This is a genomic window from Salegentibacter salarius (genome assembly GCF_900168265.1).
GTDB classification, from domain to species: Bacteria; Bacteroidota; Bacteroidia; order Flavobacteriales; family Flavobacteriaceae; genus Salegentibacter; species Salegentibacter salarius.
In genome coordinates this window covers 36,907-61,035 of the sequence record NZ_FVZF01000025.1, presented here as the reverse complement: position 1 = coordinate 61,035, position 24,129 = coordinate 36,907, and the positions used below count along the sequence as shown (strand labels likewise).

Below are 24,129 nucleotides of genomic sequence, written 5' to 3'. Positions count from 1 at the left end.
GGACTTAAAGGTCTGGATAATATTAACAGACACTCCCTGATGGAAATTATTGAAGATAGGCACGGAAAAAAATCTACTATAATAGCCTCCCAGTTACCGGTAGAGGCCTGGCACGAGATTATCGGAGAACAGACCATTGCAGACGCCATACTGGATCGTTTAGTTCATACCGCTCACAGAATAGATATCAAGGGGGAATCAATGAGGAAAAAACTTAAAAATAAATAGTAAATTTAACCACAATAGAATCGATTTTGAGCACTTAGTTTGCTATGCTCACTTTCATCCGGCGCACGTGGTTCACTTTGACCGGCTCATCCATTCTAATCTCAGCATTGAAAAATTTTAAAATTAAAGCTAAACTAACTAAAGAAAAAGGGTTACCCAAAATTTAAATTTATCCTATTGATTAATCAACAATACAATAATCGTACATTTTAAACAACAAAAAAACCCTAACACCTTGCTAATAAAAGTGTTAGGGTTTTTAAAAGTGGTCCCACCTGGGCTCGAACCAGGGACCCCTTGATTATGAGTCAAGTGCTCTAACCAGCTGAGCTATAGGACCAATTCTGGCATTTCAACAATACCCGAATTTTAGGAGTGCAATATTATGATATATTTTTAACTCCTGCAAGGTGAAATGCAATTTCTTAATTTCTCGCTCCCTCTCCTTCGGGGAGGGCTGGGGAGGGGCTTTTTTCCTGGCATAATTCTACTAAAACCCCGTTAGCGCCTTTCGGATGCATAAACGCCACCAGTTTATTATCGGCACCGTCTTTTGGTTCGGTATTTATCAGCTTAAAACCTTCTTTTTCCAGTCGGGTAATTTCAGCTTTAATATCATCTACCGCAAAGGCTATATGATGAATCCCCTCGCCACGCTTTTCAATAAACTTTGCGATAGGACTATCAGGATTTGTAGCGGCAAGCAATTCAATCTTACTCTCCCCAATTTTAAAGAAAGACGTACTCACACCTTCACTTTCTACTGTTTCGGTTTTATACTGTTCACTTCCCAAAACCGCATTATAGGTAGCATTGGCAGCTTCAAGATCCCTTACGGCAATCCCAATATGTTCAATTTTTTTCATTTTTCTATTTTTAAGTAGATGCAGCAAGTTAAACTTCTAATTCTATATATTCAAAATCGGTAAACTTCTATAAATTTAAAAAGAAAACACAAAATCTTTACTCCAATAGGTTCGGTATTACCTAGGTTGCTTTGGAATAAGATCACTTTGGCCTATCGAAAATTTATCGTGAAATTTGAAGTGAAGTTTCCGTAAAATTTTAGACTGTTTGATCCCGATTTTTATCGGGAGAGTTCCTAAAATTCAGGAAACGAGCATAAAATTTAGATAAAGATTCGTAAACCTAGATTTTTTTGGTTCGTTTTTTCATCAATGGAAAAAATGAACAAGTCAAATATTTAAGAATAGTATAATTCAAAATTAAGACTTGTACGCATAGTTTTTTACATTTAGGAGTATACCAATTTATTATAGTATTTTTGCCTTATGGAAGAGACAAACAGACAAAAGAAAATAGGAGGAGTTTTGCAGCGCGATCTAGCCGATATCCTACAAAAGAACCTTAAAGATGCCGGGAGAACAGGAGTAATTATTTCGGTCTCTAAAGTAAAAGTAACTACAGATCTTTCTATCGCGAAGGCTTATATCAGTATTTTTCCGCAGAAACACGCGCAAGAAGTTATAGAGGAAATAAACCTTGGAAAGTCTAAGATAAAGCACGAAATGGCACAGCGCACTAAAAACCAGTTGCGAAAAATGCCGGAAATCAATTATTACCTGGACGATTCTCTTGATTATATAGAAGGTATAGAAAAATCTATTAAAGGAGAAGAAAATCCAATAACCGATCCCGACTTGCTGGAGCGCCGGAAAAAATCTTAATTTGAAATTTCCCTTCTACATCGCCAAGCGCTATCTTTTTAGCAAAAGCAGCAATAATGCCATTAATATCATTACCATTATTGCAGCCATTGGCGTTTTTGCAGGGGCTTTTTCCTTATTTATAGTACTCTCAGGTTTCGCCGGACTCAAGGATTTTAGCCTCTCTTTTTCCAATAAATTTGATCCCGATTTAAAAATATTGCCGTCAAGCGGAAAAACTTTCCAATTCCCGGAAAATAAAGCCGAAGAATTAGCTGAAATTGAAGGAATCTCAAGTTTTAGCCAAATTATTGAGGAACGTATTTTTCTGGATTATCGCAATAAAAATCATACGGCATTTATAAAAGGTGTAGATAAAAATTACCAACAGGTTACGCAAATTGACAGCGCGATTGCCGGTTCATGGTTAACCAGTAGCGAAGCACAGGTGGTGGTTGGCAATACCATTTCCAGGAAATTGGGACTGAGTATTTTTAATTACCAGAATTTACTAAATGTAATGGTGCCGCGGCCCGGAAAAGGCCAGATCACAGGCCTAAATCCCGGGCAGGCTTTTAACCAGGAAAAAGTTATTGTAAGCGGAATTTACAGCGTAAATGAAGAACTGGACGATAAATATGTGTTCTCCAACCTTGATTTTGCAAGAAATCTTCTGGAATTAGATGAAACTACTTTTTCTGGTGTAGAAATTAAAATAACTCCAGAAGCTGACGCTGATGTGGTTACCGATAAAATTAAAGCACTTTTTGGTGATGAAATTATTGTAAAAAACCGCGCGCAACTTAACGAGATGCTCTATAAAATGCTCAATACCGAAAATCTCGCAGTGTATCTTATTTTCACCCTGGTGCTTATCATCGCCCTTTTTAACGTAGCCGGATCCATAATTATGGTGATCCTGGATAAACGAGAGAATATCAAAACCCTGTTCAATCTTGGTGCTTCTGAAAGCCAGATCAAACGAATTTTCTTTACCCAGGGAATGTTAATGACGATTATTGGAGGCGCCATAGGATTATTTGCAGCAATTTTATTAGTCTACTTGCAACTGCAATTTGACCTGGTAATGATCACGCCTAGCCTGCCCTATCCGGTAGCTATCACTTTAGAAAATATTCTTATTGTGATCTTAACCATAGGAATCCTGGGCCTTATCGCTTCTTTTATAGCTGCAGGAAGTAGTAGAAAAGCTTTAAAAGCGGTGTAATATTTTCCTGCCGCGTATTCACGAATATTTTCTTTCTGAAAAATATATGAAAGCTCCTCCCCTTATTTTCAAGGGGAGGTGGCCGTAAGGCCGGAGGGGTTTTTCTTGAATTTTTATATTAGATATTTTTAAGTTACGTGTTTAACCATCCCTTTTCTTCAGCATAGCTGAATTCATTCCCCTCCTTGGAAAGGAGGGGAGCATAAAAATATAAAATTCGTGAATTCGAGGCTTAAATTGGTTAAGCAAACTGAAAATCAGAAAAGTCTCGTTCTACTTCATCAAATGCAGCAAAGACATCTACAGCATCGTCGCTGGTTACCATTTTCATTCGGTATTCTTTGAAGTGGGGAATTCCTTTAAAATAATTAGTGTAATGTCTTCGGGTTTCAAAAACACCCAGCTTCTCCCCTTTCCAATCAATCGCCATTTGCAGGTGTCGTCTTGCAGCGTCTAAACGCTCCATCATTGTTGGAGGTGGTAAATGCTCACCGGTTTCAAAGTAATGTTTTACTTCTCTAAAAAACCAGGGGTAACCAATACTGGCACGCCCAATCATCGCACCATCAAGTCCGAATTTATCACGCATTTCTACCGCTCTTTCGGGCGTATCAACATCGCCGTTTCCAAAAACAGGGATATGCATTCGTGAATTATTCTTTACCTCGGCAATTGGCGCCCAGTTAGCTTCGCCTTTATACATTTGAACACGGGTTCTCCCGTGAATAGAAATAGCCTTACAGCCCACATCCTGAAGTCTTTCTGCAACCTCAACGATTTTAATAGAATCGTTATCCCAACCCAAACGAGTTTTTACGGTTACAGGTAAATTGGTATGTTTTACCATGGCTTCGGTAAGGGAAACCATGAGATCTATATTTTTTAGAATACCGGCACCGGCACCTTTAGAAACCACTTTTTTAACGGGGCATCCAAAATTAATATCAATAATATCGGGGCCAGATTTCTCTACAATTTCTACCGATTGTAGCATAGATTCCAGGTTGGCTCCAAAAATCTGGATGCCTACCGGGCGTTCTTTCTCGTAAATATCAAGTTTCATGGTACTTTTCGCTGCGTCGCGAATAAGCCCTTCTGAAGAGATAAATTCGGTATATACCACATCTGCCCCATGCTCTTTGCAAAGCGCGCGGAATGGCGGGTCACTCACATCTTCCATCGGTGCTAAAAGCAACGGGAAGTCTCCTACATCTATGTTTCCTATTTTTGCCACTTCGGTTTATTTTGGAGTGCAAAAGTACTAAAAATCAACCTTGTCCACAAAGGGTTAATTTAAGTCGGCTTTCCTATAAATCGTCATCCTGAATTTATTTCAGGATCTAACAAGATATAATTTTAGTAGAGGCTTAGAAGCTAAAACAAGTTCAGCTTGACGGAATAAAGAATTCCCTGGTTATTACAACCTATCCCTCTCAGCGGCGTCTATACTGCGTTGGTTGTCTTCCAGTCTAAAGTTTCCGAAGTTATATTTAAATCCTACCTGCACATAACGCATTTCTTCCTGTGCAAAAAAGGAATTATCCTGATTCAAATATTGGGAAGTCAATCGTGTATTGGTTTCGTTAAAAATATCGTTGATATTCAGGCTTAATTCTGCGCGATTATTCCAAAGTGTTTTTCTTACTCCAAGGCTTAAAGTCGAAAAAGGATCGAAATTATAAGAACCGGCAATATAATCTGAAACGTACAAGAAGGTTAGATTCCCTGAAAAAGTACCATCCTTAGAAAGCGTAAAACCATTATACAATTGCAAAAGTGCAGCATCAACTTCATTGGTAACCTCAGCATTATTGCTTTCTACCGCTAAAAATTTGTTTTCATCGTGAAAAAATTCAGCATATAACTGGGCATACCACCAACCGGTAATAGAGCGACCGTTAGAAAAACTCAATCCATAACTTTTACTTTCCAGTAAATTGGCCTGCAATCTTCTAATGGTTAAGTTCTGATTATCCTGAAAAGCTAAACTTGCCGGGGATCTTCCGTTATCACGATAATAAACATCGAAAAAATACTGCCCTAGCAGCGTATAATTTAGATTGATATTATTGCTAATTGCCGCACGTAAATTCGGGTTTCCGGCGTTAAAATCGTTTTCATTCAGAAAATATCTAAATGGGTTTAAACTTTCATAACGCGGGCGTTCAATTCTTCGGCTATAATCCAGCGTAAAACTATGATTATCTGAAGCACGATATTGTAAATAAGCGGTAGGAAAAAGTTCAAAATATTCCTGACGGTTTCGCTGATAGGTTGATAAAGACACTCCCAAAAGATCGGTATACTCTCCCCGCAAACCGGCTTTTGCACTCCATTTTTCCCAATCTCTGGATGTACTAATATAAGCCGCAGAAACTGTTTCGTCATAATAAAAATCGTCGGAAAGATTATCATACAGATCGTCCAGGCTTTCAGCATTAGAAAAGTTGATCCCACTGTTAGAATTTATATTTGAAACCTTTGCCCCGGCGTCAAAACTCATCTCCCCTATTGAACTATTAAAATCCAGTTGACCGGTAAAAATCTCTATATTTTGTCCAGAGGAAGTATTGAAATTGATATTTTGAACATTCCCACCTGCTGAATCAAAATAATCGGTCGCGACCATTTGATCCCTGTCCTGAGTGAACCTGGTATAGTGAGTAGCAGCCGAAAAACTGCCGCCATTTTCAAGATTATGGGTATAAGTTAGATCTAAAGCAATGTTATGTTCATCGGTAACAACTTCACTATCGGTCATAAAATTTGAAAAAGGCGTATTTCCCGGTGATTCAATATCGGTTCGCACCGAATTATCAAACGTCTTATCGGGAGAGAATAGGAGATTAGAAGAAAAGCTTAGCTTATTCTTTTCATCAAAATCATAATCCAAAATCACATTCGCATTATGTGCTTGTGAGCGGGTAACCCGTTCAAAATCGGTTTGCCATCTTTGACCAAACTCTTCATTTGGACTAAAATTGATATAACTATCGTCTCGTTTTATTTCCTTTCTTGGGGTGAAACTATAATTGGCAAATACATTTAATTTATCGCCTTTCCAGTAATGACTGGTTCCTATGCGGTATTTGGGAACAATTCCCTGTGTATAGGCACCCTCAATACTTCCCTTGTAACCGGGAGAAATAGCTGAAGTGGTATTAATATTTAAAATAGCCCCACCTTCGGCTTCGTAACGTGCCGGCGGATTGGTGATCACTTCAATAGATTTAATATTTTCGGCCGAATAACTTTGTAAAAGGGTTTGCAATTCACTCTCGGTAAGTTGTACTTTACGATCGTTAATATAAACCGTAACATTAGAATTTCGCACCTGCAGTTGTCCCTGGCTCATAATTACTCCGGGAGTTTGACGCAAAATATCCCAACTACTACCACTGGAAAGCGTAGAATTTTCTACGTCGAAGGTAATGCGGTCTATACTACGGGTAATTTTAGGCTTACGGGCATTAATGGTTACTTCATCTAAATTTGAAGCACCTTCCTTTAAGGTGATCTTTCTTATTTTTTTATCTGAATTGACTGAAATTTGCTGAAGATATTCCTCGTAGCCTACAAAACTCACTTTTAAAAGATAATCGTTAGAGGCAATTTCTTCCAGCAAAAACTCACCGCTATCCTCCGAAATTGTGCCCTTATAAACTGAAGTGGAATCCTGTGCGTCTAATAAAATAACATTGGCAAATGCCACCGGATTATTGGTTTCGGTAACCAATTTTCCTTTTATAGTATGTTGTGCAAATAAAGAATTAGTAAATAGAAATAGTAGGGTAAAAAGAATCGGAGGGTAATTTCTGATCATATATTTTGAATGGTTTTTATGGAAAAATCAAACAAATATATACTTTCTAATATAAGCTGTGAAATTTTTAGGGAATCTATTCGCTTATTCAGAATAATAATTAATAATACTGCTAAAAACCTATCTTTTATTTTTCTATAGAATCATACAAAACCTGTTGAATATTTGTTCTTGTATTTAATTGATATAGCCTTGTATTTTCTCTGGAAGGCAAAACGCGGTTAGAAAGAAACAGGTAAAGCAAATCTTCTTTAGGATCTACCCAGGCGTAAATTCCGGTAAAACCTGTATGGCCAAAACTCGCCTTGCTCGCGTCTTTTGCCGTGTTACTACTTTCACCTTCATATTCTAAAGAGGGTTTATCAAATCCTATTCCCCTGCGATTGTCATTCTCGGGAAACTGCGCGGTACTCCATTCTTTTAAGGTTTCTTCTTCAATATAGCGGTCTCCGGCATATTCGCCCATATTTAGGTACATTTGCATCAGTTTTGCCAGGTCGTTGGCATTAGAAAAAAGCCCGGCATTAGCCGATACTCCACCCATCATAATCGCTCCTTCATCGTGCACCATCCCGTGAATAGGTTTTTTTCGGAATAAATAATCGTGTTCTGTAGGTACAATTCGGCTTTTTTCAACACGTTCCAGCGGATTATAACCTAAAGTTGTAGCACCCAGTTTATCGTAAAAATTTTCATTGATATATTTTCTGAAATCTTCCCCGGAAATCTCTTCTACAATAGAAGGTAACAAGTAAAAAACCAGGCCAGAATATTTATATTTTGCCTCGTCTTCCAGCTCAGATTTCTTGATGGCTTTAAACATCTTATTTTGATAATTGCGATGTAACCATAGATCTCCACTTACTTTTACAGGAAAGCGCCTGGAAGAATCTTTTTTAAACGTAAACCATTTGTAGCTTCCGTTTTTGCGCAGTGTATTTTTCCAGTATGGGATCCAGGGCTTAAACCTTGCCTGGTGCGTTAGAATTTGCCGAAAAGGAACTCCCGCTTTATTCGAGTTTTTAAAATACGGTAAGTAGTCGTCTATCCCGGCATCAAGCTTAAACTTGCCTTCGTCGTGCAACTTCATTAAAGCCGGTAAAGCCGAAGAAATTTTTGTTACTGAAGCCAGATCATACAAATCGGTTTTCTTAACTTTTATGGTATCGCTGTATTCATGGTAACCGTAAGCTTTGTGTAAGACTATTTTCCCATCTTTAGCGACTAGAATTTGCCCTCCCGGCGTCGCTTTTTTTTTAATAGCTTCGTGCATTAAGGAATCCACACCGCCATAAAGTTTTTCAGAATTCATCCCGGCGTCTTCGGGCAGGGTATATTTAAATCTAATTTTTCCTTTTACATCCATCCCGTCTCCCGACTTGAATTTCTCACCAATACTCACAGGAAGTCTTCCGTTTGCTCCTACGCCGCCAAAAATAAGCTGCGCGGCAAGGTCTTGCGTAGTTTTGCTATCCTGGTAGGTTAAAATTAAACCGGCTGCATTTTCAATCTTATCCAGTTTATTTATAGAATATGGATTTTTAAAATAGCTGAAAATCGTATGTTCTTTTTCGGCAAGTTCCGCGATAAAATCCTGTATGGGTTTAGAAAATTTCATCGTATTTCTCGGGAAACGGCTATCGTCGTGAATCCCACCAATTACAAGATTGTATGCTGAAAGTTTCTCTTTGATCTTCTCTATGTCTGAAGCTTTCGCATCAGCTTTTAACTGAAAGTTTTTTACTTCGGTATATAGGTTTAAGGTTTTCTGAAATTCGGTTTGCTTGGAAGCTCCAAAAGAAATTGAAGCGATCTTTAAAGTATCCAGCTTCCTAATTGGTAAAATGCTATTTTCATTTTTTAGTACGGTAAGCGAGGCTTCTACCAGTTTCCTGTTTAAGAATTTCGCATCAGCGGTATTGATCTCTTTCAATATATTTTTGGGGCTTTGCGCTTTAAATTGATTTAAACCAACCCACTGTTTTACCGCCAGGATCTTTCTTACTCGTTCATCTAACTGTTTTTGAGAAATTAATCCCTGCTTAATGGCTTTGCTTACTTCCTCAATAGCTTTTGGAACATCTTCTGTAAACTCTAAGAGATCGTTACCTGCTAAAATGGCGTCTTTATCAACAATTCCGGGTTCGTTTCCTTTGGTTACGCCTTTCATATTCATCGCATCGGTCACGATTAAACCTTTAAAACCAAGACTATCTTTTAAAATTCCGGTGATGATAGATTTTGATAAGGTGGAAGGCACTCCGGTTGAATCCAGTGCGGGAATATTTAAATGCGCTACCATCACGCCACCAATTCCGGCGTCTATAAGCTCTTTAAACGGGTACATTTCTAAAGAATCTAACCTTTCAAAAGGATGATTTATCTGCGGAAGCGCGTAATGAGAATCGGTATCGGTATCACCGTGGCCGGGAAAATGTTTTGCGGTGGTTAGCAAATTCGCATCCTGCATCCCACGCATATAGGCGATTCCTTTTGCGGAAACATTTCCTTTATTTTCCCCAAAAGAGCGGTAATTAATCACCGGATTGTTAGGATTGTTATTTACATCTACTACGGGTGCGAAATTAAGATGAAGCCCCGTACGCTTTATTTGGCGGGCCACTTCCTGCCCTAAATCGTACACCAAACTATCGTCCCGAATTGCACCCAGCGCCATTTGATAAGGATAACTAATGGTATTATCCAATCGCATTCCCAATCCCCATTCGGCGTCAATGGCACCCAATAAAGGAACTTCAGAAGCTAACTGGTAATCGTTCATCAACTTTAATTGTGTTTCAGGATCACCCTGGAAAAATATTAATCCGCCAATTTTTTGTTCGTTAATCAGTTTCAGAATTTCCTCCTTATGCTCATTATCCCGATTAGAATAAGCTGCCACCATAATAAGCTGAGCAATTCGCTCTTTTGGTGTAAGCTCTTTCATTATAGAGTCTACCCATTTGCTATTGGTGTACTGAAGAAATTCGGGTGATTTTTTAAGCTCTTCCTGGGCCTGAAGTGTTAAGCCAAAAAAGGCCATAGAAAAAATGAATAAGCGTGATATTTTATTTCTCATTATTCAGCAATTGAATTTATACTTTAATATAGATACGTTTTTTGTGTAACCAGTAACCAAGCAGCCACATAAGCAGCATATAAGAAATGGCAAACAGCAGCGAGGCGTTATAATTGTTTAGCCAGCTAAGATATAAGTTTTCATAAAGCCAGGGTTTTAAGGCCTGCCCGTTAACATAAATTATGTTCATAAGCATTACTACCAGGCCAGACATTACAAAAACAAATAAAGGGTTCTTTCCGAAAGCCTCGAAGAAAGTCGTCCACTTCTTAAAATTGAAAATTTCTATGATCAAAATTAATGCTGAAAGCACCAAAAGCGTCCAGCCTGTGCTATATAAAACATAAGAGCTGCTCCAAATAGGTTTATTTATAGGAAACCAAATATCCCAAATTTGCGCTACAACCAATAGCAGGACTCCATAAATACTTAACTTGGTTATCGTAGAAATATTATTCCCTGATCCTTGAATAAAAACGCCAGCAACATAGCCTGCAATTACATTTACAATTGCGGGAAGTGTACTTAATAAACCTTCAGGATCAAACGGAAGACCATAACCTTTATAAAGATTGGCATCATTAAATATTAATTGATCAAACTTCAGCGCGGCATTATGCTCTAAAGAAAGCGGATTGGGCTGATCGCCAAAAAACCACATAATTGCCCAATATCCAAGTAAAATTAGGCTTCCAAGAATAATAGATTTTTTCAGTTTTAAATAATGAAGAATTAGCGAGGCAAAAAGATAGCAAAGAGCAATACGCTGCAAAACACCCATAATTCGCATATTCGCTAAATTCTTAAAAACCAGTTCCCCTTCCTGTCTAAATACGAAAGGAAACGCGCTCAAAAACAATCCGATAAGAAAAATAAATGACGCCCGTTTAAAGACCTTTTTAAAAAATGCGCTTTCAGAAATGCTTTCATATTTGCGTAGACTAAAGCTCATAGCGTTGCCAATTACAAATAAGAAGGAAGGAAAAACCCAATCGGTTGGGGTAAAACCATGCCAGAGAGCATGTTTAAACGGTGCATAGATATGCGACCAGCTTCCCGGTGTATTTACCAATATCATTAAGGCTACGGTAAGTCCGCGTAATACATCCAACGCAAGATAACGCTCATTTTTTAGCGATTTTGCTCCCTTAAATAATTTGGTGGCTTCAGTCATCTTCGTTTAGAGTAATCCTAAATTTAGGTTGCTGGATATAAAAATTAGACTTCTTAATTATTCCATAAAAATATAAATTTCGATTAAATAATCAATCTTTTATAAAAAAATAGAAAAAGTATTTCTGAAAATAATTTTTTTATATACTTTTAAATTCAAAATAAATTCATTTTTTTAAAAGCTTAAATTTAACTGTTAATGCTTTTATTTTAAATTATGACAACTCACACTATGCCTACAGATCTACATGATTTTTTTATAGATGAAAAGAAACTCTCTAAAATTAATAATGTAGAGCGAAAAAAATTCCTTCAGAAATTAAAGATCATCAAACATCTATTTCTGAATGGAGAGACTTCAAACGCTGAAGTTTGCCAACGTTTTAATGTAAGCTTACCCACTTCCATGGCGCTTTTAAATCAACTTATTGAAGAAGGCATAGTCATAAAAAAGGGCCGAGGGAAGTCTGAAGGAGGCAGGAAACCAGATCTTTACGGATTGATTGAAAACTCATTTTTTGTGGTGAGCATTCATATAGAACGTTTTAGGATTAAGTTGGCAATTATTGATAATAATCACACCATACTTCACGAAAAATCGTGGCCATCAGAAATTTCTACAGATTCTAATATTGTAGATCTTTTATATGAATGGAGCCAGGAATTGCTTAAAGAAGCAAAAATAAAGCTAGACCAGGTTATGGGTGTAGGCATTAGCATGCCGGGATTGGTTTCGGCCGAAGCGGGTAAAAACTTCACCTATTATTTAAGTGAACAGGAACCAGAATCGCTTAAATTAAAGTTCGAGAAAAAATTTAAAAAACCGGTGGCCATTTTAAATGATGCTAAGAGTGCCTGTTTAGCAGAATTCCGATTTGGTACTGCCAAAAATAAAAACAACGTCCTGGTAATCTCTATGGATTGGGGTATTGGCCTGGGCATTATTATGGGCGGAAGAATGCACTCGGGAGAATCTGGATTTGCCGGCGAATTTGGGCATATCCCCATGACCGAAGACGGATTGCTTTGCCACTGCGGAAAACGCGGTTGCCTGGAAACAGAAGCTTCGGGACTCGCACTGGTTAGAAAAACAAAAGAAGGTTTAAAAGCCGGGCAAACTTCGGTTTTAAATAGTCTTAAAAAAGAAGAATTAGAAAAACTGGAGCCAGAAACTATTATAGATGCCGCAAATCGCGGAGATCAATTTGCGATAAACGTGCTTTCTGAAATAGGAATTAAACTCGGAAAAGGCATCGCCATTCTAATCCAAATATTTAACCCTGAATTGGTGATTTTAGAAGGGAAAATAGCCGAAGCAAAACAGTTTATCACCACCCCAATTCAGCAATCTATGAATACCTACTGCATGATGCAACTTAAGGAACGCACCCAAATAGAACTTTCTACCCTTGGAGCGAATTCCAGCTTATACGGCGGCACTATTGCAGTTATGGACGATATTTTTAAAGACCAGGTGAGCCTGGTGAAATCGCATATCAGCTAAATAATAAAATCAATAATCAGCTAAAAACTATGGCAAGATTAAATCTTTTAGAAGAAACACGTTTTGAAAAACTACCGGTAAAAGTTTATGAAGATGAACATATTGCTTCCAAAAAGGTAGCTAAACGAATTGCAGATCTAATTCGCCGCAAGCAGGAAAATCATGAAAATGCCGTGCTTGGGCTTGCTACGGGAGCAACTCCTGTAGAAGTATATGAAGAACTAATTAGAATGCATAAGGAAGAAGGATTGAGTTTTAAAAACGTGATCACTTTTAACCTGGATGAGTATTATCCAATGCTACCGGATGCCAAGCAGAGTTATGTGAAGTTTATGGATGAAAATCTTTTTAATCATATAGATATAAAAAGAGATAATATTCATATTCCAGACGGTACGCTTGCCAAGGAAGAAATTACTGATTATTGCCTTGCTTACGAAAATAAAATTGGCGCCGTTGGTGGATTAGATCTACAGTTACTTGGAATTGGTAGAACCGGTCATATTGGTTTTAACGAGCCGGGATCTGCTCCAAATTCTGGTACGCGACTGGTTACTTTAGACGATCTAACCCGCCGTGATGCATCTAGAGACTTTGGTGGTAAAGAAAATGTGCCTACCAAAGCCATAACTATGGGAATTGGTACCATTTTTAAAGCACGCGAAATTATTTTGATGGCCTGGAGTAAGAAAAAAGCTCCTATCATTAAAAAAGCTGTGGAAGGAGAAATGTCTGGTAATGTCCCTGCAACTTATCTTCAACTTTCAGATAATGTTGAATTTATTTTGGATGAAGATGCTGCTTCAGAATTAACAAGGTTTGATACACCATGGTTAGTAAAAGATTGCACCTGGGATAAAGCACTGATTAAAAAAGCGGTAATCTGGCTTTCTTCAGAAGTAGGAAAATCTATCCTTAAGCTTACCGATGAAGATTATAACAATAACGGAATGGCGCAACTTGCCACCGAGCAAGGTCCTGCCTACGATATTAATATAGATGTCTTTAACCAGTTACAGCACAGTATAACTGGTTGGCCAGGAGGAAAACCAAATGCCGACGATTCTCAACGCCCGGAGCGAAAAAGCCCTGCAAAAAAACGTTCTATTATTTTCTCTCCACACCCAGATGATGATGTAATCTCTATGGGAGGAACTTTTATTAGGCTTGTAGACCAGGGACACGATGTTCATGTGGCTTACCAAACTTCGGGAAACACGGCCGTTTGGGATACAGATGTTCTTCGGTATGTAGAATTTGCCATAGATTTTAAGAAAAGTACAGGAGAAGACACCGAAAGCCTAGAAGCTACTTATGAGAAAATGCGGGCTTTTATTGAGAAAAAAGAACCAAACGATATAGACTTAGATGAAATAAGGGACGTAAAAGCTTTTATTAGAAAATCTGAAGCGATCGCAGGAGCTCGTTACGCCGGATTAAAAGATAAGAACATCCATTTTATGGCTTTGCCATTCTACGAAACCGGAAAGCGTGTAAAAAGCCCGGTTACCGAGAAGGATGTGGAACTTACAATGGAGCTTTTAAAAGAAGTAAAACCACACCAGGTTTTTGCTGCAGGTGATTTTGCCGATCCTCACGGTACCCATATCGTATGTTTCCGAATAATCCTGGAAGCTATGAAAAGACTTAGAAAAACCGAATCCTGGACTAAAGACTGCTGGTTATGGATGTACCGCGGCGCATGGCAGGAATTTGATGTTCATGAAATAGAAATGGCCGTACCGCTTTCCCCTATGGAGGTTCAGCGTAAAAGACATGCTATTTATCAGCATCAATCACAAAAAGACAGACCTGTATTTCCCGGTGATGATGAAAGGGAATTTTGGGTACGTGCAGAAGAAAGAAATCGCGAAACCGCAGAGAGCTACCACTCTTTGGGACTAGCAAACTATGAAGCTATGGAAGCTTTCGTAAAATGGAAATTTGATTAAAAATGAGAAGTCTTTACCCGCTTTATATAATGCTGTTAATAGGAAGTATAATTACTTCCTGTAGTTCTAACCCTTACGCTAAAACCAATAGGGTCTATAAAAAGCAGGTAAAAAATTATAGTAAACAGTTACAGCAGTTCCCTACCCGGGAAAACCAAAACGAATCCGCACTCAATTATGGTGAATACTGGGTAGGAACTACTAATTTTAATATGCGCAAGCCAAATTATGTGGTTATACATCACACTGCGCAAGATTCTGTAGGGCAAACTTTAAATACTTTTACCCTGCCTAGAACACAAGTAAGCTCACATTACGTGATCGCCAAAAATGGCGAAATCTATCATATGCTTAACGATTACCTTAGGGCCTGGCACGGTGGTATTGGCAAATGGGGCAACAATACCGATTTAAATTCTTCTTCTCTGGGGATCGAAATTGATAATAATGGTAAAGAAGAATTTACCGAATTACAGATTATTAGCCTGGTAGAATTGCTAAGCGAAATTAAAGAAAAATACAATATTCCCGCCGAAAATTTTATAGGCCATTCTGATATTGCACCATCAAGAAAAGTAGATCCCAATGCAAACTTCCCCTGGAAACGGCTGGCCGAAGAAGGTTTTGGGCTATGGTATGATGAGGCAGAAGTAGAAAATTTAAAACTGGAAGCCGAATTTTTTAATCCGAATCCTTTGGCGATTCACCTCAACAGCCGGCTAAATACCCGAATTCCTTTTATAGATAAATTGGTTTTTCCTGAAGTAATTCCGGCCGATTTCAATATTGAAAATGCCCTTAAAATTATAGGTTATGACACTTCAGATCTTGAAGCTGCAAAGAGCGCCTTTAAACTTCATTTTATCCAGGAAGATTTAGAACAGCCTTTTGGTAAGCACAATCTAAAAGTGCTTTACCAATTGCATAAGAAGTATTTGTAAGCACTTTTTTTCAGAAAAAAGGATTTAAAAATTAAATAAGGCAATCTTATGAGTCATATAGGTAAGTTCATTTTACTTGTTTTGATTTTCAGTAGCTTTTCACTTTTTGCTCAACAAAATTCTGAAAATGAATTAGCTATGCTTCAAAGAGAAGATTGGAATGCAAAAAAACCAGTTATGGAAATGAAGTCGCATAAACCGCAATTCATAACTATTCACCATACCGGGATGCCTCAAAAACCGCAGCTTTCTATCGAAAAGAAACTGCAGGCATTGCAAAATTTCTCTCAAAAAGATTCTCCGATGGCCGATGGGAGCATTAAAAAAGCCTGGGCAGATGTTCCTTACCATTTTTATATCGCAACCAATGGTAAAATTGCTGAAGGAAGGAATATAAACTTCCAGGGGAATTCTAATACTGATTACAACCTTGAAGGTCACGTACTAATTGTAGTAGAAGGGGATTTTAACAACGAAAAAGTACTACCTCAACAATGGGAAAGTTTAAAAGAGCTTATCTCCTATATTTCTAGCGAATACGATATTTCCCGTAACACAATTAGCGGCCATAAAGACCAGGCCGAGACCAGTTGTCCCGGTAGCAACCTATATCAAAAATTACCTCAATTAAGATAACCTCCTAAATTTTATCGTTATGAAAGCACCTAAATTAATCATTAGCATTTTAGGTCTTTTACTTTTTTTACCCCTGCAAGCCCAGGAAATAAACCTTAACTGGCAGCCAAGAAAAGATCTAAACATTAACCTACCGGCATCCATAAAGATTTATGACGCTTATGGAACTTTACTCGATAATAAGCCCGTAAGAGCAATGTATGCTCTCATAGACTTAAGTGACGAAAATCTAAAATTACGCTCTATTGGCAGTAATACCATTAGGGAAACTACTAAAGAAACTTATAACAGAGGAAATGGGATTTTGGCTATAAACGGCGGATATTTTGCTTCAAACTCTTCGGTAAGCACTATTATTCAGGATGGGGAGGTTATTGCGCCGGGACCGAACGGTAAAATTTCCCGGGGTGCATTTGGAATGAAAAACGGAGAACCGGAGATCGCCTGGGTGAATTCAGGGAAAAATAATATTCCAATGAAATTGGTCTCACCAGATATTAATTCAGCTTCAGAAATTTGGAATGTAAGTCAGGCAGTTGGTGGCGGGCCGGTTTTATTGAAAAACGGAAAAATAAATGTAACCGATAAAGAAGAAGGGTTTAAAGGAAGCCATTTAGACCGGCATCCGCGAAGTGCCATTGGCTACAAAGACAAAAACACCCTAATTATGATGGTGGTTGATGGGCGGCAGGAAGCCAGTACCGGGGTAAGTTTAGGCGAATTAGCGCAATTAATGTTAGATGTTGGTGCTAAAGATGCAGTAAATCTAGATGGTGGTGGATCTTCGGCTATGGTTGCTGCCAACGAGGTGGTAAATATTCCTGCAGATATTACCGGCGGAAATCGGAATAGTTTAAGGAAGAATGCGGGAGCTTTAGTAATCGCTGAAACCCAGGTGCCGCAACGTCCAAAACCAATCATCTTTGATACCGAAGACAGGAATTATTCTGAAACAGGAATTTGGAACAGCTCGAACCAGGTTAATTATTATGGCGAGAGCGCCTCCCGGGTAGCCACTTCAAACAAAATAAATAAGGCATTCTATACTTTTGAAGGTATTGAGCGAAATAATTACCAACTAGCCTCCTGGTTCACCGTAAACACTCAAAATAATTCTGAACGTGTAAATTACATTCTACATACCGAAGGCAAAAGCGATACCCTTAGCATTAATCAAAAATCTCTCAATAATTTAGGAAAATGGAATGTATTGGACAATTTTGAAATTGGCCCCAGAGATACCCTGGAGATTATTGGAGCTACTAAAGGAAAATTTATAGCAGATGCTATAAGATTAGTCGCTAAAAAAGATTCTCCAGTACTACCCAAACGCGGAGATTTACGTATCGCTGTAATTTCAGATTTAAATTCCGGGTTGGGCGCTGCCAATTACGAGTGGCAGGTAGATAGCATAATAAATAGAATTCCAAAGATTTGGCAACCAGATTTAGTGATCTGTGGTGGCGATATGGTAGCGGGAATGGGAGTTTCTGAAACAACTCAACTACAAAAAATGTGGGATGGTTTTAAAGAACATATTATAGATCCCCTTCATAAAGAAAAAATTCCCTTTGCTTTTACCCTGGGCAATCATGACGGCCCTAGAAGCTATCCTGTAGAACATAAATTTGCCAAAAATTTTTGGAAAGAAAATATTGATAAAACGGGTCTGCATTTCATAGATGATTCTAATTTCCCGAACTACTATTCGTTTATAGCCAAAAACAACTTTTTTGTTTCCTGGGAGGCTTCTTCTTCAAAGATCACCGAAGAAAACCTTGAATGGCTGAAAGAACAATTTCAAACCCCTGAAGCTAAGAATGCACCAAATAGATTTCTAATAGGCCATATGCCACTTTACAGCGTAGCCCAGGAAAGAGATTCAAAAGGTAATGTACTCGAAAATGCTAAAGAACTCCAGCATCTTCTTGAAAAATACAAGGTGAAGACCTATATAAGCGGGCACCAGCATGCTTATTACCCGGGGAAAAGAGGAAAAGTGGAATTCTTAAACACGGGTGCTGCCGGTTCCGGCCCTCGTTCCTGGTTAACCCAGAGCCGAGAACCCGTAAATACTATAACGATTATGGATATTTTTAATTCAAAAGATTCTATTGTTTATAGTACTTATGATATAAAAAAAGACAAAGCTGCAGAGATGAGCTTATTTGAAGAAAAGACTTTACCTTCTGCAATGATAGGTGTAAATGGCTACATGTTGCGCAGGGATATCCCGGATAGTCAAAAATTTAAAGCTTTCCTATCTTCTTTAAATTCTAAAGTTCAAGATGTTGCCGGTATAGCCCAGGTGGAAGCTAAAATTAAAAACAATAAACTTCAAATTTCAGGAAGTTATTTCAATATAACTTCTAAATTTTCTGATGAAAAACCCATAGGTATTTATAAGGGAAGGCATACCGAAAAGGGCGAATTGCTGAAAGAAGTGAAGTTCAAAGCATCTTCTTCCGGAAGTGGTGACTTTTCTGCTGAACTAAAACTTACTGAAGAAATTAAGAGCTATCTGAATTTTGGTGGTATCTATATTCAAATAGATACCGAAAAAGGAAGTTTGAGAGCGCAATTATTACCGGTTCAAAATAAATTACCAGAACCTGCCCAAATCACTTCTCATTACTCGAAGAACACCTATGCAGTACGCGATATTGAGGCACTCTACGAAATAAAATGGAGCCAGGCCTTAGATGAAAACGGGGATTTTGTAAGTTATATCTATCAACTTTCACCTAATAAGAATTTTTCAGAAATAATTCTTCAAAAAAAAACAGGTAGGGAAACCAGTTTGAAAATGACAGAAAAACAATGGTATGACCTCCTTGAAGATTCTGAAATTGGTGAACAGGTAAGCTTTTACCATCGTGTGTTGGCAAGTGACGGTAGCAATTTTTCCTACTCTGCTCCTACTGCATTAAATTTGATGAAAACTAATGAAGCCTTAGATGATCTTGCGCAAATACCCGCTCCGAAATATACCTTTAAAGGAAAAATAGCTGAATCTGGTGCTGGCTATGGCGCCGAATGGGATCACGAAGGCAAACTATGGCTGGCTGATTACAACCGTGGGTTGATTATTCAAGATTCAAATAATAAAGAAACAGATTTTTCACCCTTAACTTCAGTAGAGATAAATGGCGAAGTCTATAATCTAAATCCTGTCAACGGAATTGGAGTAGATTTAGACGGAAATATTTTAGCGGGAATTAACCGCAGATTAATTAAGATTGATGCGAAAACCGGGAAAGGGCTTGCTGTTTGGGAAGCACCTAAAGGCGCACGAGCAATTACAGCACCACGCGCAGCTAAAAATGGAGAAATATACGCGATGTCGCTCTTTGGAGAAGATCCAAACTATGTACTAAAACAGCAAGGAGAAACTTTTAAACTGCTAAGAATTCTTGAGCTAAAAGATAGAAATTTATCGCGAACTTTTGATATGACTCAGGATGGCAAAACACTCTTTTTCCCCGATCCTGGCAGCCCTAAGATCCAGGTTTATAGCAGCGAAAATGCTAAAGACTATACTAAGAAGGAGGATATTACCAGCATTTCTGCAGGCTCTAGTGCAATACAGGTTGTAGATAATGCCATTTATGCCGCTGTACGTTCTAGCGGAATTTCGCCTTCGAGTATTCACTATAGAAATGAAGAAAAACAGCAAATGTGGACTTTAGAATTACCTGAGGTTAATGGTGCAGAGCCTCGGGGCATAGGAGTTTCAAAAAATGGGAATACTATAATTTTCTGCAGCTGGGATAAAGGTGGCGGTTATTACTTATTCGAAAAGGTTGAAAAATAGCATAAAAAAACCTCACAGGTTTTGGAAACCTGTGAGGTTTGAGTAATTAACATCCTAGATCCTGAAACGAGTTCAGGATGACGGTTGCAATAACACAAGCACAATTCCTTTCTAATAGTATAAGCTTTTTCTATAAACTACATTTTCACTTCTTCAACTTCAGAAGTAGTAAAAAGATCGGTATTTTTAAGATAGATTAAACCTTTATCTTCTTTGTTTAATATTCGCTTGGTTCGTAAGTAACGATTGTAGTTATACTCATCAAAATCTTCGGCTTCGGTATCAAAATTACTAACGTGAACCTCGCCCATAGAATGGATAAACTTGTTGTCCCCAATCCACATTCCTACGTGAATTACGCGCTCTGAAGTAGAATCGGTTGCCGGTTTTCCAAAGAAAAGTAAGTCGCCTTTTTCAAGATTTTCGAAGTTCTTATCGGTATCAACAACATCCCCGGTATGAATTTGCTGGGAAGCATCCCGCGGAATTACCATTCCGTTTAAAAAATAAACGGTTTTGGTGTAACCACTGCAATCCACTCCTTTAGGAGAAGTACCGCCCCATAAATAAGGTAATCCCATTAATTTATGCGCCGTGGCTACCAGGTCTTCTTTGTTTTGTTCCAGGGATGACACCCATTCATTATATGGCTGCGCATAGGCTTTCTCTACAAAGGCTTCTTTCCCATTTGGATATTTTACCCTATAAAAATTATTTTCCTCGCTTATAAGCTCTAAAACGTTCCCGGCAACAAGATCTGAAACTGTTTGAGCGTCTGAATTTGCTTCGGAATAAGAATTACCCGTTGGCTCGGTAAAAATTAATTTATCCTGAGATTTCCAGGCAGAAAATTCTTCTTCGGTCATATTTTCAATTCCACCGTAATCTACCCAGGCTAAATAACCCTCCGGAGTTTGAACATAATACCAACTTCCTTCTTTTTTATAAACTTTAAGCGGCATTCCCAGCGTAGCCTGAGTTACCAATTGTGCCGAATGTTTAGGCTCATCTCTTAGATTTGCCACTGAAATTTTTACAACTCCACGAATCTTATCTTCCAAAGCTTCAGTATCTGGAAGTACCTGAATGCTATCGATAAACTTGATATTTTCTGATTTTAGCTTTTCTTTTAATGAATCTACCGCTTCAGGATCGTTAGATTCTCCTTTAAGAATATAAGTTTCTCCATTTTTTTCGGCTGTAACTTCAAAGAGGGCTACCCGGCCATCTGGCGCGTAGTTTTTTTGTACTTCTACTATTTGATTTTGAAGCGGTTTCTCCTCTTTTTTTTCTTCTTTCTCCTCGCAGGAAGTGAACAAGAAAAGCGTTAGTAAAAAGGGTAAATAGGGTTTTATTAAATTCATTATTTCAATTTTAGTTTCTTGTTTTCGCCACAAATTCAAGAATGATTTTTACTTTTTTCAACAGCATAGATCCTGAAACAAGTTCAGTATGACGTAATAAATAATTACAAATTCAAAATTAGTGAATTCGTGGCCTGCTTTTAATTTTCATACAATTCAACTCCGGTGCCATTTCTTTTAGGAAAATGTACTTTTTCGTCATAGACTTTTACGCCATCGGCGATATCATTTTTAATTAAAAGTCCGCCATCCATATCTACATAATCCAAGAGCGGCAATAATTGTGCTATGGCTGAAATTCCCACAGTAGATTCGGTCATACAACCCACCATTACTTTTAACCCAAGGGATTTTCCTTTTAAAATCATTCTTTTTCCGGGCGTTAGTCCGCCGCATTTTGTGAGTTTAATGTTTATGCCGTGGAAATAGCCTGCGCACTTTTCAACATCGCTTTCTTCAATACAACTTTCATCGGCAATAAGTGGCAAAACCGATTCTTTATAAAGTTTTTCCATTCCTTCCCAATCATTTGCTTTTAAAGGCTGTTCCAGGAATTCAACATTCAATTCTTTTAAAGCTTTGGCATTTTCTATAGCCTGATCTACCGTCCAGGCGGCATTAGCATCCACCCGAAAAACAGAGTTTGTATGCTTTCGAAGTTCTCTAACAATAGCTACATCATCTTTGGTTCCCAGTTTTATTTTGTAAAGTGGCCACGGAAATTCTTTAATTTTCTGAACCATTTTTTCCACGGAATCTATCCCGATGGTATAATTGGTAAGCGGAATGTTCTTTAAATCGAGCCCCCATAATTGATAAAGCGGTTGCCGATTTCTTTTTCCGTGGAGATCATGCATCGCCATATCCAGTGCACATAGCGCAAATGGATTTTCTTTTAAATGCGGATAAGTTAATTCCCAAAGTTCCTCAGGTTCTAACAGGATATTTTCAGCAATTAAGTCTTCAATATTAAGAATATCGGCTTGCATTTTCTTAATCGTAACTCCGTAATAAGAAGTTGCCGTAGCTTCTCCATAACCTGTAAAGCCGCGGTCGCTTAAGGAAACGATTAAAGTGGGCTGAACATCTCTTGAACCATGACTTATGGTAAAAGTGTTTTTTAGTTCCAGGTTATACGGATGAAATTTTAGCTCCATTTTCTTAGAATTTTAGTCAATAGAAACCTCATCGGTTTTAGCTCTGTACAAGGCGAAAAGACCTAACATCGTAATTGCGGCGTTAACCAACAAAATTTCAAAACCAAACTGATAGCCGTTTAACCAGGCTTCAGAATTGAAATCTAAAATTACTGAAATTACCGGTGATAAAATGCATACCACGGGCACCCATTTATCCCTAACCGGATTTTTACTCAACAAACCATAAGCAAATAAACCTAAAAGCGGGCCATAGGTAAAGCCGGCAACTTTAAATACAGCGCTTACCACGCTGCTATCATTTAGGGAATTAAAGACTATAATTACCACGAACATTAAAATGGTAAACCCAATATGAACCAGTAATCTTGTCTTTTTTTGATTTTTTTCTTTTTTCTGAATATCTAAAATATCTACGCAAAAAGAAGTAGTGAGCGCCGTTAATGCTGAATCTGCACTGGAAAATGCGGCGGCGGTAATTCCTAATAAGAAAACAACACCAGCGAGAATTCCAAAGTGATTTAATGCCAGTAATGGATAAAGATCGTCTGTTCTTTCAGGAATGGCGATTCCCTGGTCCATCGCGTATTTGTAAAGCAAAACTCCCAGAGCTAAAAAAAGCACGGTAGAAAAGAAAAACACGATAGAAAACCAAAAAATATTCTTTTGTGCCTCGCCTTTACTTTTACAGGTTAAATTTTTCTGCATTACGTTTTGGTCAAGTCCGTTCATGGCGATGGTAATAAAGATTCCCGCCAGAAAACTCTTAAAAAATGCATTATTAGAGCGCCAATTCCAGTCAAAAATTGTGGATTTTTCACTGTTGGCTACCGTTGTGAATACGTCGGTAAATTCAAGTCCCATATGGTCTACAATCATAAAAATACTGATCACCACAGCTAACAATAAGAAAGTGGTTTGCAGGGTATCTGTCCAAACAATAGTTTTAATTCCTCCGCGGAATGTATATAACCATATTAGAGCAATGGTGATCATTACCGTAACCCAAAACGGAATTCCAAAGGCATCAAAAAAGGCGATTTGCAAGACTAAAGCCGCTAAAAATAATCGAAAAGAAGCACCTACAGTTTGGGAAATAAGAAAAAACGAAGCTCCTGCATAATAAGAATTTTGCCCGAAGCGATCTTTTAAATATTCATAAATTGAAATTAATTTCAGTTTATAGAACAACGGAATTAAAACAAGGGCAATCACCGCGTATCCCACCATATTCCCCATCACAAATTGCAAATAGGTCCAGTTGGAGTTACCAACTTCCCCGGGAACCGAAATAAAAGTAACACCAGAAAGGGTTGCGCCAACCATTCCGTAGGCTACCAGGAACCAGGGCGATTGCCTGTTTGCGGTAAAAAAGGTATTGTTATCGGCTTGTTTTGAAGTAAAATGACTAATAGCCAGTAATAAAAGAAAATAACCGGCTATTACACCAAAAACGAGAATAGGGCTCATATATGATTAATTTACTCGATAATCGAGATTTATTGTTCCGAGGCATGCCTCGAAATCTAAAATACTTTTCATTTTTTACATCGTGGGCTTGCC

The 24,129-nt window shown here is 38.1% G+C and carries 16 protein-coding genes and 1 tRNA gene; 8 read left to right on the top strand and 9 right to left on the bottom strand.

Annotated elements, in window-relative coordinates; genetic code table 11:
- A partial coding sequence (locus tag B5440_RS12950) for an ATP-binding protein (protein WP_159447424.1) occupies positions 1–228 on the top strand: 228 nt, incomplete at its 5' end.
- Between the two features lie 266 nt (positions 229–494).
- Here the strand turns inward: B5440_RS12950 and B5440_RS12945 are convergent.
- Both B5440_RS12945 and mce read right to left on the bottom strand, forming a co-directional pair.
- Positions 495–568 (bottom strand) — tRNA-Ile (locus B5440_RS12945).
- Positions 569–653: 85 nt separating this feature from the next.
- Positions 654–1,094 (bottom strand): methylmalonyl-CoA epimerase, encoded by a 441-nt coding sequence (mce, locus tag B5440_RS12940; protein WP_070054225.1) that lies wholly within the window; start codon positions 1,092–1,094, stop codon positions 654–656.
- A gap of 426 nt (positions 1,095–1,520) precedes the next feature.
- Here mce and rbfA point away from each other — a divergent pair, with 426 nt between their 5' ends.
- A complete protein-coding gene (gene rbfA, locus B5440_RS12935) occupies positions 1,521–1,916 on the top strand; it encodes a 30S ribosome-binding factor RbfA (protein ID WP_037318333.1) in 396 nt (131 codons plus the stop codon).
- Position 1,917: 1 nt separating this feature from the next.
- Positions 1,918–3,123, top strand: coding sequence for an ABC transporter permease (locus B5440_RS12930; RefSeq protein ID WP_070054188.1), 1,206 nt, complete (start codon positions 1,918–1,920; stop codon positions 3,121–3,123).
- A gap of 241 nt (positions 3,124–3,364) precedes the next feature.
- Here B5440_RS12930 and dusB read toward each other — a convergent pair whose 3' ends face one another.
- The 4 genes from dusB to B5440_RS12910 all read right to left on the bottom strand — a co-directional run bounded on the left by dusB (position 3,365) and on the right by B5440_RS12910 (position 11,199).
- Positions 3,365–4,357: a tRNA dihydrouridine synthase DusB gene (dusB, locus tag B5440_RS12925; protein ID WP_070054189.1), complete on the bottom strand. Its 993-nt coding sequence runs from the start codon at positions 4,355–4,357 to the stop codon at positions 3,365–3,367.
- A gap of 183 nt (positions 4,358–4,540) precedes the next feature.
- Positions 4,541–6,946, bottom strand: coding sequence for an outer membrane beta-barrel family protein (locus B5440_RS12920; protein WP_070054190.1), 2,406 nt, complete (start codon positions 6,944–6,946; stop codon positions 4,541–4,543).
- Positions 6,947–7,073: 127 nt separating this feature from the next.
- Entirely contained in the window at positions 7,074–10,025 is a 2,952-nt protein-coding gene (locus B5440_RS12915) for a serine hydrolase domain-containing protein (RefSeq protein ID WP_070054191.1), read from the bottom strand.
- Positions 10,026–10,041: 16 nt separating this feature from the next.
- Positions 10,042–11,199 carry an acyltransferase family protein gene (locus tag B5440_RS12910; RefSeq protein ID WP_070054192.1) on the bottom strand — a complete coding sequence of 386 codons (1,158 nt, stop codon included), beginning with the start codon at positions 11,197–11,199 and terminating at the stop codon, positions 10,042–10,044.
- Between the two features lie 216 nt (positions 11,200–11,415).
- On the opposite strand from B5440_RS12910, the gene B5440_RS12905 reads away from it, so the two are divergent.
- From B5440_RS12905 to B5440_RS12885, 5 genes are read left to right on the top strand one after another with little or no spacing between them, the layout of a single operon-like run.
- A complete protein-coding gene (locus tag B5440_RS12905) occupies positions 11,416–12,702 on the top strand; it encodes an ROK family transcriptional regulator (protein WP_232756009.1) in 1,287 nt (428 codons plus the stop codon).
- 8 nt (positions 12,703–12,710) lie between these two features.
- The gene (nagB, locus tag B5440_RS12900; RefSeq protein ID WP_262506383.1) at positions 12,711–14,654 is read left to right on the top strand and encodes a glucosamine-6-phosphate deaminase; all 1,944 of its coding nucleotides are present in this window, start codon (positions 12,711–12,713) and stop codon (positions 14,652–14,654) included.
- 2 nt (positions 14,655–14,656) lie between these two features.
- Positions 14,657–15,595 carry an N-acetylmuramoyl-L-alanine amidase gene (locus B5440_RS12895; protein ID WP_070054195.1) on the top strand — a complete coding sequence of 313 codons (939 nt, stop codon included), beginning with the start codon at positions 14,657–14,659 and terminating at the stop codon, positions 15,593–15,595.
- 48 nt (positions 15,596–15,643) lie between these two features.
- A complete protein-coding gene (locus B5440_RS12890; RefSeq protein ID WP_079711149.1) occupies positions 15,644–16,231 on the top strand; it encodes a peptidoglycan recognition protein family protein in 588 nt (195 codons plus the stop codon).
- A 19-nt stretch (positions 16,232–16,250) separates the two neighbouring features.
- Positions 16,251–20,045, top strand: a complete 3,795-nt coding sequence (locus B5440_RS12885; RefSeq protein ID WP_070054196.1) for a phosphodiester glycosidase family protein — start codon at positions 16,251–16,253, stop codon at positions 20,043–20,045.
- Between the two features lie 137 nt (positions 20,046–20,182).
- Here the strand turns inward: B5440_RS12885 and B5440_RS12880 are convergent, their stop codons facing one another.
- From B5440_RS12880 to B5440_RS12870, 3 genes are all read right to left on the bottom strand, one after another.
- Positions 20,183–21,409 (bottom strand): C40 family peptidase, encoded by a 1,227-nt coding sequence (locus B5440_RS12880; protein WP_070054197.1) that lies wholly within the window; start codon positions 21,407–21,409, stop codon positions 20,183–20,185.
- Positions 21,410–21,549: 140 nt separating this feature from the next.
- Positions 21,550–22,566: a dipeptide epimerase gene (locus tag B5440_RS12875; protein ID WP_070054198.1), complete on the bottom strand. Its 1,017-nt coding sequence runs from the start codon at positions 22,564–22,566 to the stop codon at positions 21,550–21,552.
- A gap of 12 nt (positions 22,567–22,578) precedes the next feature.
- Positions 22,579–24,036: a sodium:solute symporter gene (locus tag B5440_RS12870; protein WP_070054199.1), complete on the bottom strand. Its 1,458-nt coding sequence runs from the start codon at positions 24,034–24,036 to the stop codon at positions 22,579–22,581.
- Positions 24,037–24,129 lie beyond the last annotated feature (93 nt).